This is a genomic window from Filifactor villosus (assembly GCF_042652965.1).
Lineage (GTDB): Bacteria > Bacillota > Clostridia > Peptostreptococcales > Filifactoraceae > Filifactor > Filifactor villosus.
The window spans coordinates 47,869-62,739 of sequence record NZ_JBHSHL010000014.1; the positions used below are offsets into that span (position 1 = coordinate 47,869).

General features: G+C 40.4%; 12 protein-coding genes. 11 read left to right on the forward strand and 1 reads right to left on the reverse strand.

The window, feature by feature from the left end:
- Positions 1-49 precede the first annotated feature (49 nt).
- From ACFO4R_RS04040 to ACFO4R_RS04090, 11 genes are all read left to right on the forward strand, one after another.
- On the forward strand, positions 50-814 hold the full coding sequence (locus tag ACFO4R_RS04040; RefSeq protein ID WP_379787744.1) for an acyl-[acyl-carrier-protein] thioesterase: 765 nt from the start codon (positions 50-52) through the stop codon (positions 812-814).
- A 195-nt stretch (positions 815-1,009) separates the two neighbouring features.
- A complete protein-coding gene (locus ACFO4R_RS04045) occupies positions 1,010-2,071 on the forward strand; it encodes a MazG nucleotide pyrophosphohydrolase domain-containing protein (protein ID WP_379787745.1) in 1,062 nt (353 codons plus the stop codon).
- 257 nt (positions 2,072-2,328) lie between these two features.
- The gene (locus ACFO4R_RS04050; RefSeq protein WP_379787746.1) at positions 2,329-2,628 is read left to right on the forward strand and encodes an HU family DNA-binding protein; all 300 of its coding nucleotides are present in this window, start codon (positions 2,329-2,331) and stop codon (positions 2,626-2,628) included.
- A gap of 723 nt (positions 2,629-3,351) precedes the next feature.
- Complete coding sequence (locus ACFO4R_RS04055) at positions 3,352-3,597, forward strand: RNA-binding S4 domain-containing protein (protein WP_379787747.1); 246 nt, start codon at positions 3,352-3,354, stop codon at positions 3,595-3,597.
- A 30-nt stretch (positions 3,598-3,627) separates the two neighbouring features.
- Entirely contained in the window at positions 3,628-4,017 is a 390-nt protein-coding gene (locus ACFO4R_RS04060) for an FtsB family cell division protein (RefSeq protein ID WP_379787748.1), read from the forward strand.
- A gap of 1 nt (position 4,018) precedes the next feature.
- Entirely contained in the window at positions 4,019-4,951 is a 933-nt protein-coding gene (locus tag ACFO4R_RS04065) for a Ppx/GppA phosphatase family protein (RefSeq protein WP_379787749.1), read from the forward strand.
- 80 nt (positions 4,952-5,031) lie between these two features.
- Positions 5,032-6,069, forward strand: a complete 1,038-nt coding sequence (locus tag ACFO4R_RS04070) for a hypothetical protein (RefSeq protein ID WP_379787750.1) — start codon at positions 5,032-5,034, stop codon at positions 6,067-6,069.
- Between the two features lie 347 nt (positions 6,070-6,416).
- Positions 6,417-7,808, forward strand: coding sequence for an asparagine--tRNA ligase (asnS, locus tag ACFO4R_RS04075; RefSeq protein ID WP_379787752.1), 1,392 nt, complete (start codon positions 6,417-6,419; stop codon positions 7,806-7,808).
- 453 nt (positions 7,809-8,261) lie between these two features.
- Positions 8,262-9,866: a bifunctional aspartate transaminase/aspartate 4-decarboxylase gene (locus tag ACFO4R_RS04080; protein WP_379787754.1), complete on the forward strand. Its 1,605-nt coding sequence runs from the start codon at positions 8,262-8,264 to the stop codon at positions 9,864-9,866.
- A gap of 604 nt (positions 9,867-10,470) precedes the next feature.
- Positions 10,471-11,031: a biotin transporter BioY gene (locus ACFO4R_RS04085; protein WP_379787755.1), complete on the forward strand. Its 561-nt coding sequence runs from the start codon at positions 10,471-10,473 to the stop codon at positions 11,029-11,031.
- A 482-nt stretch (positions 11,032-11,513) separates the two neighbouring features.
- The gene (locus tag ACFO4R_RS04090; RefSeq protein WP_379787756.1) at positions 11,514-12,917 is read left to right on the forward strand and encodes an alanine/glycine:cation symporter family protein; all 1,404 of its coding nucleotides are present in this window, start codon (positions 11,514-11,516) and stop codon (positions 12,915-12,917) included.
- 402 nt (positions 12,918-13,319) lie between these two features.
- Here ACFO4R_RS04090 and ACFO4R_RS04095 read toward each other — a convergent pair whose 3' ends face one another.
- The gene (locus ACFO4R_RS04095) at positions 13,320-14,864 is read right to left on the reverse strand and encodes a helicase HerA-like domain-containing protein (protein ID WP_379787758.1); all 1,545 of its coding nucleotides are present in this window, start codon (positions 14,862-14,864) and stop codon (positions 13,320-13,322) included.
- Between the last annotated feature and the right edge of the window lie 7 nt (positions 14,865-14,871).

The window sequence follows — 14,871 nt, forward strand, 5'->3', positions numbered from 1 at the left end:
TATGAAAAAGTAGAGAACTTTTTGAAGTGATGAAGGGAAAGAGGCTTCAGTGAAAGAGTATAAGGAAGAATATATCGTTGACTTTAGGGATGTGGATAGGGACTACCATATTAAACTTCCTCAGCTCCTTGAGGTGCTGGGAACGGTTTCGACCAAGCACACAGATTCTCTTGGGATAGATCCCTATTATCTCCAGAGAAGAAACATGGCATGGGTACTCTATGATTGGCGAGTAGAGATGGAAGAGACAAAACTCTATGCAACTTCAATCAAAATTCGAACCTTTTCGGTCGATCGACGAGGTATGTATTTTATACGATATTTCGGTATCTATACTTCCGAGGGGATAAGACTTGGAAGAGGATTTTCCAGATGGGTCGTCATCGATCTTGAAAAGAGAAGGATAACCAAAGTCCCTAAAGAGATCCTAGAGGTTTTCAAAGATGGGAGCAAAGAGGAAACCCGAGAGCAGCTGTGGATGATGGAGGTGTCTGAACGAGAACTTCCTTCCCCGGTTCGGAATTTGAATGAAGGACGGAAACTATTCGATGTACGTTATTATGATGTGGATGTCAACCGTCATGTCAATAATGTGAAATATGTCGATTGGGCCATAGAGAGCTTGCACGGGGAGGGAAGTTTTCTCTCCGATTTCCGTATACACGGAGCTTCGATTGTGTATAAGAAGGAAAAAGGCCCTGAAGGAAGGGTTGTTGCCAAGTATAGTTTAGAAGGAAACCGATCTTATCACGAAATCTTCTCTGAAGACGGACAGTTGCTTACCGTACTTAATTTTGAATGGAAGAAAAAGTGAACTTGTTCAAGGAGGGGACAAGGAGTGTGATTTGTTTTTGGAGAATACCGCATGGGAATAAACCAATTTGACCGGACATATCTGAAAACGAATCATGCTCCGGTAAATGAAGACGGTTGTCTTTTTTCGATGTCTCGGTGTTTTCAGTGTCGTATAATACATCTATGAAAAAATAACGGATACAAAGGAGGCGCTATGTCTGTAACTATTGTCGGACTTGGACCCGGAAGTATGGAGGGACTCAGTCTCGGAGCTTATAGAGAATTGAAAACGGGAAAAAAGATCTTCTGCAGAACAAGACAACATCCTGTTGTCTCAATTTTGGAAGAAGAAGGGATAGAGTTTGAGTTTTTCGATGAGCATTACCGTTTAGACAGCTTTGAGCAAGTGTATGAACGGATAGCAAGTCTTATAGTGGAAGAATCCGAGCGAAGAGACTTGATTTACTGTGTTCCCGGTCATCCGTATGTTGCCGAGAAGACGGTGGAGCTCATTGAGAAAAAATTGAAGGAGAAGGGTAAAACCGCTATTATTGTAAGCTCGATGAGTTTTGTCGATGCGATCTTTCATTCCTTGGGCTTTGATCCTTCAAAGGGGTTTTCTCTTGTGAATGCGATGGACTTTGAGCATGAGAGGGTCGATCCCGGGCAAAATTTGATCGTAACGCAGGTGTATGATTCTTGGACAGCCTCCGAAGTCAAGTTAAAGTTGATGGAGGTCTATGAGGACGAAACACCCGTATGGATCGTTGAAGGGGCAATGATACCCGGACAGGAGAAGAAGCAAGAGTTTCTTCTCTATGAGCTGGATCAGAAGGGGTGGAAGTTCAATCACTTAACAAGTCTGTTCGTACCTGTTCAGGAAGAAAAGAAGTTTCGTGACTTTTATGATTTAAAGCGTATTGTAGAGACCTTGCGTGGGGAGAACGGTTGTCAATGGGATAAAAAACAGACTCACGAGAGTCTCAAGAAATGTCTTTTGGAAGAGGCGGAAGAAGTCAATCAAGCCATTGACAACGAAGATATCGATAATTTGATTGAAGAACTTGGGGATGTGCTGCTCATCGTGTTTATGCAGAGTCAGATCGGAAAAGAGGAAGGTTTCTTTGACATAAGAGATGTGGTGGAAACGATATGTAGCAAGCTGATCAGAAGGCATCCTCATGTTTTTGGTGATATTGTAATAAATACGGAAGAAGAGGCTCTGGAGCTTTGGAATAAAATAAAAATGCAGGAAAAATTGGGAAAATCGCGTTAAACGCTTGACTTAATCGAATTTTTTGATAGAATGTAAGAAAACAGATTGCTTGGAGATACAGGAGAATGTTGTTATTAGATTATTCTGCCGGCGTGCATTGAGGTAAGTCATCTTTTGTTATATACGGTTGCACGTTTAGGGGGGATGAGTCGATTGTGTGATTGCAGTGATCCCGACGTATCTGTTTTTTCTCTGTAAGGGACAGAGAACAACAAAAAAACCGTATTTATTTTTTCAACTTTTAAGGAGGTAACATTGTGAATAAAGCAGAATTAGTTACAAAAATGGCGGAAAAATCCAACTTGACGAAAAAAGATGTAGAAGCGGCATTGAACGCATTCATGAGTTGCGTAGAAGAGTCTTTGGTAGCGGGAGAGAAGGTACAACTGGTTGGATTCGGTTCTTTTGAGACCAGAGAAAGAGCGGCAAGAGAAGGAAGAAATCCGAAGAATCCGAAAGAAGTCATTAAAATACCTGCTTCTAAAGCTCCTGTTTTTAAGGCCGGAAAAGGATTAAAAGAAAAAGTTAACACCCCTAAGAAAAAAGGAAAAAAATAAGTAACTTTATAAAAATACTTATAGTGTTAAGGCTGCGATGGAATCGCAGCCTTTTTCATCATTGAACGCAAAGTCTAATATTATACTATTCTCCAATAGAAGTATGGATATATCTGTTTTTCGATCATGAAAAATTGTTTTATCTTCTATGGGTCATGAATTGTTTATGTCCACAACTCAAAAGAATAATAGTATTAAAACCTAAAAAACACCGCATAATTTGAAAGAGTAGTAGAAAATTAGTTTTTCTCGAACAAGGCCATTCCCAAAAATGTTTATTTGTAAGAGTTCCTACGTTTCGTGAAACAAAGGGGAATCCGGGAGGTACTTCCCTAATAAAAATGTCAAATTTATGGGATATCTAAAAGAGTAATTTATAGTAAATGAAAGTAACAAACGGAATCATGAAGTTTTTGAAACAAAAAACCAAGTAGTGAAACATAACATTAGAACTTCTTAGTATTTAGACAGCTGATTTATATTGACGTTTCAATCATTTGGATCTGCTTAACAAGCTTTGTAAGTCACTTCCTTCGTTTGACCTTTTGTACTGAAGTTTTTCAGAAATACCTTAAAGTTTGTCAGACAGTCCTTGAGGGGGAGATCAAATTTTATGCAATTTATACAAATAAAGGTATAATTGAAATAAAATGTGGTATAATGTAAGGTACAAGTAGTATTGGAAAAATCAGATACAGAATTTAGATAGAAGAGGATGATAGTATGAGGTTGGATAAATACTTGAAAGTGTCCAGAATTATAAAGAGAAGAACCGTCGCCAAAGATGCAACAAATGGAGGGATCGTTCTTGTAAATGGAAAGGAAGCCAAGGCATCAACGAAGCTGAAAGTCGGGGATATTCTCGATATTACCTTTGGTGAAAGGAGTTTGAAGGTCAGGGTCACCGATTTGAAGGATACGACAAAAAAAGAAGAGGCCTCGAACTTGTACGAGGTTATTTCCGAATAGATGAACTGTTGGAATGTAAGGTAGAGCGCGATGAGAACAAAAGAGATGAACGAAGGTAGGAAGATGGAAAAGGCCGGGGTGAAGGTGATCGATCTGTCGAAAAAGAAGAAAAGTGACAAAAAGGCGAAGAAAAAGAAATCAACAGATCATCTTCTCTTGATCATAGGAGCGGTGTTGATAGGTGTCCTGCTATATATCGCAACCTTCTATTTCAACCAGGGAATGACATTGAATCGACTTCAAAAACAGAAGAAACAGCTTGAGATGGAAATGGAAGAGAAGGATAGGGAGATAGGAAGACTTAAGGAGGAACTTGAAAATTCGAAGACTCCCGAATATATAGAAAGACAGGCTAGAGAACAGCTGAAGATGGTCATGCCGGGGGAGAGAGTGTATATCGATCTGGAAAGGAAGCAGTAACGTGAAAAAGATAGGTTCGATAGATATAGGGACCAACTCCATGAGGTTGTTGATAGCAGATGACAGCGAGGAATTAAGCAACCGAAAAAAATATGTCGATATCACGAGATTAGGTTATGGAGTGGATGAAAACGGATATATCGACGAAGATGCCATGCGGAGAAATCTCGATGTTTTGAAGCGGTTTGCAAATCTGGCGAAAAGTCAGGAAGTGGAAGTTGTAGAAGTCATCGGCACTTCGGCATTAAGGGATTCGAAAAATCGCAGGGAGTTCGTTCTTCGTGCAAAAGAAATGACAGGTCTTGATGTGAGAGTAATCGAAGGATCGGAAGAGGCGGGACTGGGTTTTTGTGGAGCGGTATCATCTCTTCAAAAGAAAGGATATGTTCTCCTGATCGATATCGGTGGAGGAAGCACTGAATTCATCCTGGGTTCTCAAAGCGAGGGAATTTTGTTTTCTAAGAGTTTGGACATAGGTGCTTTAAGAATGACCGAAAAATTTATTTCCGGGAGCATACCCGAAAAAAGTGAGCTTGATGCCATGCGGTTCTATATCGTAAAGCAGATATTCGCACTGAAATCGGAGATAAAACGTTATCCTTTGGAAGAGGTTGTAGGGATAGGAGGAACGATAACTACATTTTCTGCAATGGTCCAAGGTCTTAAGGTGTACAATAGTGACAAGGTACATCATAGTCATCTTTCGTTTGAACAGGTGGAAGATATGTTGGATGTTTTGGCATCCAAGACTTTGGAAGAGAGGATGATGATCGACGGGCTTCAGCCCAAGAGAGCGGATATCATTGTCGCAGGCGGAATGATATTGAAGACGGTCATGCAGGAGTTCGATGTTAATAAAATTGTTGTAAGTGAGTATGACAATCTTGAAGGGATGTTATATCGATACAGGAAGTCGGTTTCCAAAGGAAGCTGATCCTGTCAAAGTGTTCCGAAGAAACAGTTATATGTTGTCGGGAGGAACAAAGCTGGAATACAAAAAATGTGGTGAAAAAAATGAGCAAAAAAGTAATACTATTGAAAGAACAGGAAACGGTGCAGGACAAAACACCGACAGTCTTTTCGGACGGAGAGAACCAAATTCTACGATTTGACATCACGGAGGAGCTTTATCGATGTCTGGAAGAAGGAGTGATTCCGGTAGAGATCGAAGATGCCGAGTTTTTGGAAGAAATCGTTGACGCGATCAAGATATCCGATGATGTCTGGTATGCGAAGAGGCGAGAGAATTTGTTAAAAGAGTTTATTGAGAATCAACACTTGAGCAAGGAAGCTTGTTTTACGGAAAAGAGCGGTTTGGAAAGTATATCCTCCTCCCGAACTTTGAATGAAACAAATCCCTTTATATACGAAGAGGACAGCGGACTTGGTGGAGCGGATTTTTTGCGAGAATACAATGAGGTTTATGAGGTGCAAGAGGATTTTGAATATGAAGCAAGAGGAGATTTGGAAAACGACTTTTACAATGAGATAAAAGAGACCTTCGGTTATAATATGAAACTTGAATTGCACTGGCTTCTCATCGCCTTTTTGCCTTGGACTTTATTTTGGTTGGATCGACTCGAATACATTTCAATCGACATCAGGCTGTCTGTTTTTTTCAGTATACTGATTTTGGTTGTTCGATTGTTTAAAAAGAGAGCCACATGGTTGGATATCGCCTCTCCGATATTCTTTTTGGCGGTTTTTCTCACATCTTCGACAGCACCGATGTGGGTCGATTATTTGAGCGGAGTCCTAAGTAGCGTATATCTGGCTTTGATATGGGCATTCAGTATCCTTCAGGGAAAACCCTTGACTTCCGAATATACGAGGATTATATCCAACGACAGTCCTCACTTTATCAAAAGCAATGAGAATTTGACCTTTATGTGGGTAATCAACTTCATCGTACAGGGTGCAATGTTTTTTTTGAATGTAAATTCTCCAATTTATCTCTTTGTTTTGCTTCCTTCTGTGATTGTAACCTTTATTTATTACAGAAAACATCGTAGCAAAAATAAACGGAGAAGTATCCATCCGATGGCTCGATGATATTTTCGGTAAGATATTGAAAAAAATGAAAAAAGATGTTATCATAACAGACAACATTGTGATTTTATACCCGATGTTAAAGAAGATATAGCAAAAACGATGACGAGGAGAGTAGCATTAAGAAGTAGGTTCAGCGAGTCGAAGACGGTGGAAGTTCGATACGACGCTTTTTGTGAAGAACACCTTAGAGTTTTTTTGCGGAACAAGAATCCTTCAGTACGCAAAAACGCCTTTCCCGGCGTTATGGGAAATTGTCGGGTGGCATAGCGAGATACTTCGTCCCAAGGAAAAGGGATGAGGTATTTTTATTTTACAAAAAATAAGATTAAAGAAAAGGAGATGGTAAGATGAAGTCGGTAGATATTCGGGAACTGTTTCAAAACACACAGGCTTACAGCGACAGGGAAATTATGGTAGAAGGATGGATCAGGACCAACAGGGGATCTAAGAACTTCGGATTTATCGAGTTGAATGACGGCACTTTTTTCAAAAACCTTCAAGTGGTGTATGAGGAAGATATGGATAATTTTAAAGACGTTGCAAAGCTTTCCATTGCAACTGCAATTTCCGTAAAAGGTCTCTTGGTCGAAACTCCCGATGCAAAACAACCCTTTGAATTAAAGGCGAAGGAGGTTTGCGTGGAAGCACCTTCCTCTTCGGATTTTCCTCTACAAAAGAAACGTCATACCTTTGAATATTTGAGGACAATTGCTCACTTGCGTCCTCGTGGAAATACCTATGCGGCTGTGTTTCGAGTACGTTCTTTGGTGTCCTATGCCATTCACAAGTTCTTTCAGGAAAGAGATTTTGTCTATGTGCATACGCCCATCATAACAGGCTCCGATGCTGAGGGTGCAGGAGAGATGTTCCACGTTACGACCATAGATTTGAATAATGTGCCTAAGACACAGGAAGGTACTGTGGACTTTAGCAGAGATTTTTTCAAAAAGTCGACCAATCTTACCGTAAGCGGCCAGTTGGAAGGGGAGTGCTATGCCCTTGCATACAAGAAGATCTACACCTTCGGCCCTACCTTCCGTTCCGAAAATTCCAATACCGCACGTCATGCAGCGGAATTTTGGATGATTGAACCGGAGATCGCATTTGCAGACTTAAATGACTATATGGATTTGGCAGAGGAGATGATCAAATACATCATTGATTATGTTATGCAGCACGCACCTGAAGAAATGCAGTTTTTCAACTCTTTTATCGACAAAGGCTTACTTGAGCGTCTGAACCATGTAGCAAGTTCTGATTTCAAGAGAATCACTTACAGTGAGGCCGTCGAACTGCTCCAAGCATCGGATAAGGAGTTTGAATATCCGGTAGAGTGGGGGTTGGATCTTCAGACGGAGCACGAAAGGTATTTGACGGAAGAAGTATTTCAGAAGCCTGTTTTTGTAACGGATTATCCTAAGGATATCAAAGCATTTTATATGAGGGTAAACGATGATAATAAGACGGTCGCTGCGGCAGACTTGCTTGTACCGGGAATCGGCGAAATCATCGGTGGATCCCAAAGAGAAGAAAGGATGGATGTCCTGATCGACAGGATGAAGTCTATCGGTCTTAACGAAGAGGAATACTGGTGGTATCTGGAACTGAGAAAATACGGCGGAGTCAAGCACGCAGGATACGGATTGGGACTTGAACGCATGATTATGTATTTGACGGGAATGAGTAACATAAGAGATGTGCTCCCCTTCCCGAGAACTGTAGGAACGGCGGAATTTTAAGAAACTGTTAAAAGAGGAAGGTTATCTTTAAGTACGATGAGCTTCCTCTTACATAGCTCACATTATCGTGATTTCAAACGAAGGACGTCATGATACTATTATTCCACGTATAATAAAGTAAAGTATAACAATATACTTTCTCATCGGAGTTCAGGTTCTACCTGAAACTCCAAAATAAAATCAAAAAAAACTTCCCTTCTCTCCCTCTTATGGGATAATAGTAGTACAAGATCGAGGTTGTCGTGTTATTCCTTGTATAACATTGATTTCAGATTATTTTTTCGAATTATTCGGTATTTTCTTAGATGTGAAACAGGTGTTTTTTTCTGTGTGAATATGATTGGTGTCGGGGAAAACTATATAAAAAACTTGAAACAAATCAATGCAACTTGGATAGAAAACAAAATTATGGGTAATAACTTAAGTATTAAGAGAAAGCTTAGAGGGAGAAAGATGGATCGAATATATACAGGTTATGCCGAAATAAAAGGAACGCAGATGATGAAACAAACTGCAGACACCTTCAAGTTCAAAGTGAGAACTAGAAAAAACACGGATGAAGATATCAACATTCAAAGACACTTTCCGAATTGGACGGAGAATGATGCGAGAGAAGCATTTTTTTCTTTGGGGAAGTTTGCCATCAGGGAATCCGAGCGTAATTCCGTTTCGGATTTTTTAGGTGGAAAGATCGAAAAAAACGGGATCCACAGTCGCTTCAAGTTCTATATGGATGAGTATCCCCTTGACAAGGGATTGCGGTTTATATTCGATACGCTTGAATATGCCGCTGTTACAGATGAAATCGCTCCCGAGGAACTCTTGTACGAGTTGGTCGAAGCTGTTTTGGCAATGACACATCCGAAAAGCGGAAAGTTCTCTCCCTGTATGGAGAAGATGCTCAACCTCTATCTGGGAACTGTGTTAAATCTTGGAGATATACATGGCGAAGCGGATCTTTTCCCCACAGAAGGCTCCAACATCAGCGTTCATTACCTTATTCATTCCCTGCTGATGAATGGAGTTTTGGAACGGGGGGATAAGGTGGCGTTTTTTGTGCCCAAGTATAGCCAAGAGAAGATCAAAACATTGTTTTACAAACTGGAGATCGATTGCATCTTTGTAAACTATGATGTGTTTGAAGAGGGAGAGCCTGAACGAATAGAACAGGAACTGCAAGTTTTGGAAGATACAAAAATCAAAGTTCTATTTATGGTTGGAAGATCTTCAAGATTTGTTCTGGAACAAAATCAGGTCCTTAATGATAAGATCGATGAACTGCTCCGAGAAACCAATCCGAATCTTATTCTTGTTCCGGATGAGATGTATGCTCCGTTTTTAAAAAATTATAAGTCCTTATATCTTTCCTATCCGAAAAATACGATCGTTCTGTATTCATTTTCAAAATATTTCGGGGCGCCGGGTTGGAAACTCGGAATGATTATGATGTCCAAAGATAATGTTATAGACAGGATCATAGAAGGATCTCCTCCTGAGAAAAAAGCGATTTTGAACAAACGCTATCAAACCAAACAGGATAGTTCTCAAGAACTTTCGTTTATGGAACGACTGATCATAGAAAGCCGTCTTTTGTCGGATATCCATCTTTCAGGAATATCGACACCTCAACAGGCGCAGATGTTTCTTTTTGCTATGAAGACGTTGCTTGATGAAAATCAGAAGTATCAAAGAGAGTTGAATCATCTGTGTATCAGGAGGAAGAAGTTGTTTTTGAAGGGTTTGGGAGTGAAGGAAACCAAAAGAGAACCTTCTTCCTATTCTGCAAAAATAGATGTTTCGGAGTGGATAGAATATATGTACGGATCCGATATCAAAAACTTGATCTGTGAGAACTATGAGTTGTCCGATATCATTTACTTTTTGTCGGATAAAAAACAAGAGGTATTTTTTGGTGGAGAACTTCCGGAGGTAAAACATTGGTCGATCAGGTTGTCTATGATCAATCTTTCGGACGAGGAGTACTCGAGCTTTGGGCGTTCGCTGAGAAAGACGATGGACTCTTTGGTGCGAGACTTGAGATGTTCACATTATTTTTAGAGAGATACTCCGTGCAGGGAGTGGAGTTATCACTCTTCACGTTTTAATTATTTCTATATCGAAAAAACGTTTATACAGACCCGATCTGACCATACCGAGGATGGGAGGTGACGTTTCAAACGGGAGTAGTATAGAATAAAAATAATTTCAGCCGATGAGAGTTCACGTCAGATTCTCATCGGTATTTTTTATCTCGACGGTTCTGATACGAAAACCAGGAAGTGCCGCACAAAAGCGATCTTTTGTATATGCGAATCTAATGTCCTTCTCCGTTTGAAATGCCGAGTATCAAACATCTATCATTGCCAAAAAACACTTTGAAGATGATATGCTTCAAAGTGTTCAACCTGTCAATTCTAATAGAGAATAGTATAAAAATGCTTCACAACAACAAAAAATCTCTTTAGAAATTGTTCGATGCAACGGGTGTTAGCAAGCTACAGAAGTTTTGTTTTTTGTACGAAACCCGTTTTTTTTTCTGTTTTTTAAATTGTATGGTATAATAAAGACTTATTTGTAAACTTTTTAGTTTATATTGTTGACAATAAAGAGATTTCGTACTATACTCATATTCAGATCATAATAGAAATGGAGACAAGAAAAAATGGAAAGAACGTATTCAACATCCGCTTTTAAAACAAAAGAACTTATCTTAGTTGCATTATTTACTGCATTATCGGCAGTAGGAGCGTTTATTCGTATCCCTTTACCGATGATCCCTTTTTCAATGCAGAACCTGTTTACGACCTTGTCGGGTTTATTGCTTGGTAGTTACTTGGGTTCGGTTGCGGTTGCTCTCTATGTAATTCTGGGACTGATTGGACTGCCTATCTTTACACAGGGTGGAGGGATAGGCTATGTATTGAAGCCATCGTTCGGCTATCTTCTGGGATTTATTCTCGGAGCATGGATCACGGGAAAACTTAGAGAAAGAGCTTCCAAGAACGATTTTAAATCTATTTTATTGGCCAATGCGGCAGGAATGGCATCGATCTATGTGATCGGAGTAGGATATTATTATGTACTATCCACCTTCCTTTTAGGACAGCCTCTAGGTGCAAAGGTATTGCTGGTCAACTTCGTGCTTATGACCCTTCCCGGAGACGTTGTAAAATGTTTTGTCGTAACGGCATTAGGAAAAAAACTGTTACCTGTCCTTAAGTAAGTAGTATTTATAGAAAGAGCTCCATATTTTTATGGAGTTCTTTTTGTTTCCTTAAATGAAAAATAATTGGATACTGAATAATAAAGCGGATTCAATCTTCTGAAAATACAGTTTGTGCTCTTATATACTATTTGAACTGTTGGTCCGCGTCTCATATCCTATAGGAGCTAAAATGTTTTTTGTATTTGTAAAGATAGATATGCTTATTTCTTCAATCGAAAAACAAGATGAGGTAGTACAGTAAGATTTTGACATACAGATGGATATACATTGTAATATTTTTGAAAAATTATTAATTGATTTTTCTAACAATTAGAAGTATAATGAGTTTGTAGAATCACAGGGGATAGTATTTTTGTTTTAAGGCAAAGGATCTTTTGTTCACAGGTGTTTTAGATATCGGGTACATAGTTTCACAATCCGTTTTATGACAGGTCTGATGAACAAGATGGGTTCTGTCTAAGGAAAGGGAGGAAGAATGTATGCAATCAATACTTAAGGTTAACGATTTTATCGGGGGAATCGTTTGGGGTTGGCCAATGCTTATTTTGCTTGTGGGAACAGGTATTGCGTTAACATTCAGGCTCAAGTTTATTCAGGTATCAAAATTCGGTTACATCATGAAGAATACGTTGTTCAAAATATTTGCAAAGTCTACGGATAAAGACGGAGAAGGTGAGGTTACTGCATTTCAAGCGGTGTCTACCGCTCTTGCGGCTACGGTAGGAACCGGTAATATAGCCGGAGTTGCCATGGCGATTGCAACCGGAGGACCCGGAGCGGTATTTTGGATGTGGATGTCGGCATTTTTTGGAATGGCTACGAAGTTTTCGGAAGTTGTGCTCGCAATTACCTATCGTGAAAAAGAAGCAAACGGATCCTTTTCCGGAGGGCCGATGTATTATATTAAACACGGAACAAAACTTCCTTGGTTGGCAAGTGTATTTGCATTGTTTGGAGCTTTGGCATCTTTTGGGATCGGAAATATGACGCAGTCGAACTCGATCGCACAGGCTCTCGAAACTAAGTTCGGGATCAATCCTTTATGGACGGGAATTGTTTTAGCGGTACTTGCAGGTATTGTTATCCTCGGCGGAATCAAGAGGATCGCAAGTGTTACCGAAAAACTTGTTCCTTTTATGGCGGCATTCTATATTTTGGGATCCATTGCCATTATCCTGATGAATATAGGACGTATCCCCGGTGCTTTAGGTCTGATTTTCGGGAGCGCCTTCAGTGCAAAAGCTGCAGTAGGAGGTTTTGCAGGAGCAACCTTAAAACAGGTCATGAAGATGGGTATTGCACGTGGAGTATTTACCAATGAGGCGGGGTTGGGTTCCGCGCCGATTGCTCACGCGGCTGCAAAGACCGATCACCCTGTGCGCCAAGGGATGTGGGGAGTGTTCGAGGTTTTTGTAGATACGATTGTTATCTGTACGATGACCGCTCTTGTTATTTTGGTTACCAATCAGTGGGATAGCGGCCTTCAAGGGGCTGCATTGACATCGGCGGCATTTGATACCGGATTTAAAGGTGGTGGCTTTATTGTTGCCATCGGCTTAACTCTATTTGCATTTTCTACGATTTTGGGCTGGGCCTACTATGGAGAACGATGTATGGATTTTTTGTTCGGATCCAAGTCCGTGATGGTGTATCGACTTCTCTACGTTCCTTTTATCATCATCGGAAGTATCGGAAAACTTCAAGAAGTATGGGCGATTTCGGATACACTTAACGGTTTGATGGCGATCCCCAACTTAGTTGCAGTCTTCATGTTACAGGGAGTCGTCATTCTTTTGGTAAAAGACTTTATGTCCCATCCGGGTCGTATTTGTACTTCGGATGAAGAATATTTGAAAGTTATTCCGAAGGATAAGAGGGCTTAGCGGAAATAAGTTCATAACTTGAAAAACAATATAAAATCATACTCAAAAAGGCGAATAACCTATGGTTGTCCGCCTTTTTGGGTATGATGGGCATGGGCCCCCGTTGTCAGTACAAAGGTACGTTTCTTATTTTTGTTTTGAGTTTATAAAATACGAAAGTTTTTCATATCCACATTTTCAATGACTTTATCCTTTGTATAATACTATTTTTCAATAGAAGTATGGATATATCTATTTTTCAAACCATGAAACATTGTTTTATCTTCTATGGATCACAAGATTAGTTATATCCATCATTCAAAGGAATAGTAGTATAACATGAGTTTTAGGATGATTTTTCAAAATATACGGTGTCGCCATAGTTATGGAAAAGCAGCTTGCAAAACATGCTTTCGATTCTTTTTATCTTTTAAGAGAGCCGAAGATTCCTCGGATGAGTTCTTTGCCGATCTGTCTTCCTATCGTTCCGGAGATGCTTCGCGTCATCTGCTTCATACTTGTTTCAATAATATTGTCCACGGATCTCGGCTTTGAGGGCTTGGCTGTCTTTTTATACATTTCTCTTTCCCATTTCTCTTTTTCTTTTTGGAAGGCTGCTTCTTCTTTGGCTCTTTGTTTTTCCCACTCTTCCTGCTGTTTGCGGCGTACCTTGTCCTCCTCTTCTTTCAAGGCTCTTTGTTTTAGCACCTCGTAGGCCGATTCCCTGTCGATCGGATTCTTATACTTGGAAGCGAGAGGTTCTGTACTCAGGTTGGAAGCGATCAGGGAAGGGTCGGCCGGTCCCATCTTACTCGACGGAGGAAGGATGGTAACTACATCGACTTCACCGGGGGAACCATTTTCGTCCAAGAAGGAAACAAGGGCCTGGCCTACCTTTAGGGAGGTAATTTGAGCAACGATATCAATGTTTCCGTCATTGCGGAAGGACTGCGCTGCGGCTTTGATTGCTTTTTGGTCTTTGGGGGTAAAGGCACGAAGTGCATGTTGAACTTTATTTCCGAGTTGGCCGAGGACATCTTCTGCAATGTCATCAGGATTTTGAGAAATAAAGTAGATACCTACTCCTTTAGAACGAATCAATCGAACGACTTGCTCGATCTTGTCCAAAAGAACCTTGGGAGCATTGTCAAAGAGGAGATGGGCTTCGTCAAAGAAGAAGACCAATTTGGGCTTGTCCAAGTCTCCGACTTCCGGTAGTTCTTCAAATAATTCGGAAATCATCCAAAGAAGAAAGGTGGAGTACATTTTGGGGCTGTGGTAAAGTTTTCGTGCATCCAAGACGTTGATATAACCTCTTGAGTTTACATCGATTTTCATAAAATCACGGATATCCAAGGCTTCTTCTCCGAAGAAGAGGTCGGCACCTTCTTCTTCAAAAGCGATGATTTTACGAAAAATTGCACTCAGTGACGAGCCGGGAAGATTTCCGTAATCGTCCTTCAAGGAGGTGGTGTTGCTTGATACATACTGTACCATTTCTTTCAGATCTTTGTAATCGAGAAGCAGGAGCTGTCTGTCGTCGGCGATTCGAAATATGACGGTCAAAATTGATGTCTGTGTTTCATTCAAATCGAGAAGGCGGGACAGGAGTAGAGGACCCATTTCCGAAATCGTCGTTCGAACGGGAAGGCCGTTTTCTCCGAAGATGTCCCAAAATACGGTCGGATAAGATCGAAAGGAGAATTCTTCGATCTCAAGTTCGGTCAAACGTTCATTGATTTTAGGGTTGGAAGTTCCCGGCTCTATCATTCCGCTGAGATCTCCTTTGACATCGGCGAGAAAGACCGGGACACCGGCATCGCTGAAAGATTCCGCAAGAACTTTCAATGTAACGGTTTTTCCCGTTCCGGTTGCACCTGCAATCAAGCCATGGCGGTTTGCCATTTTGGGAAGTAAGTTAGCATGATGATTTCCTTTACCTATGAGTAGAGTATCATTGAAATACATAAGGGCC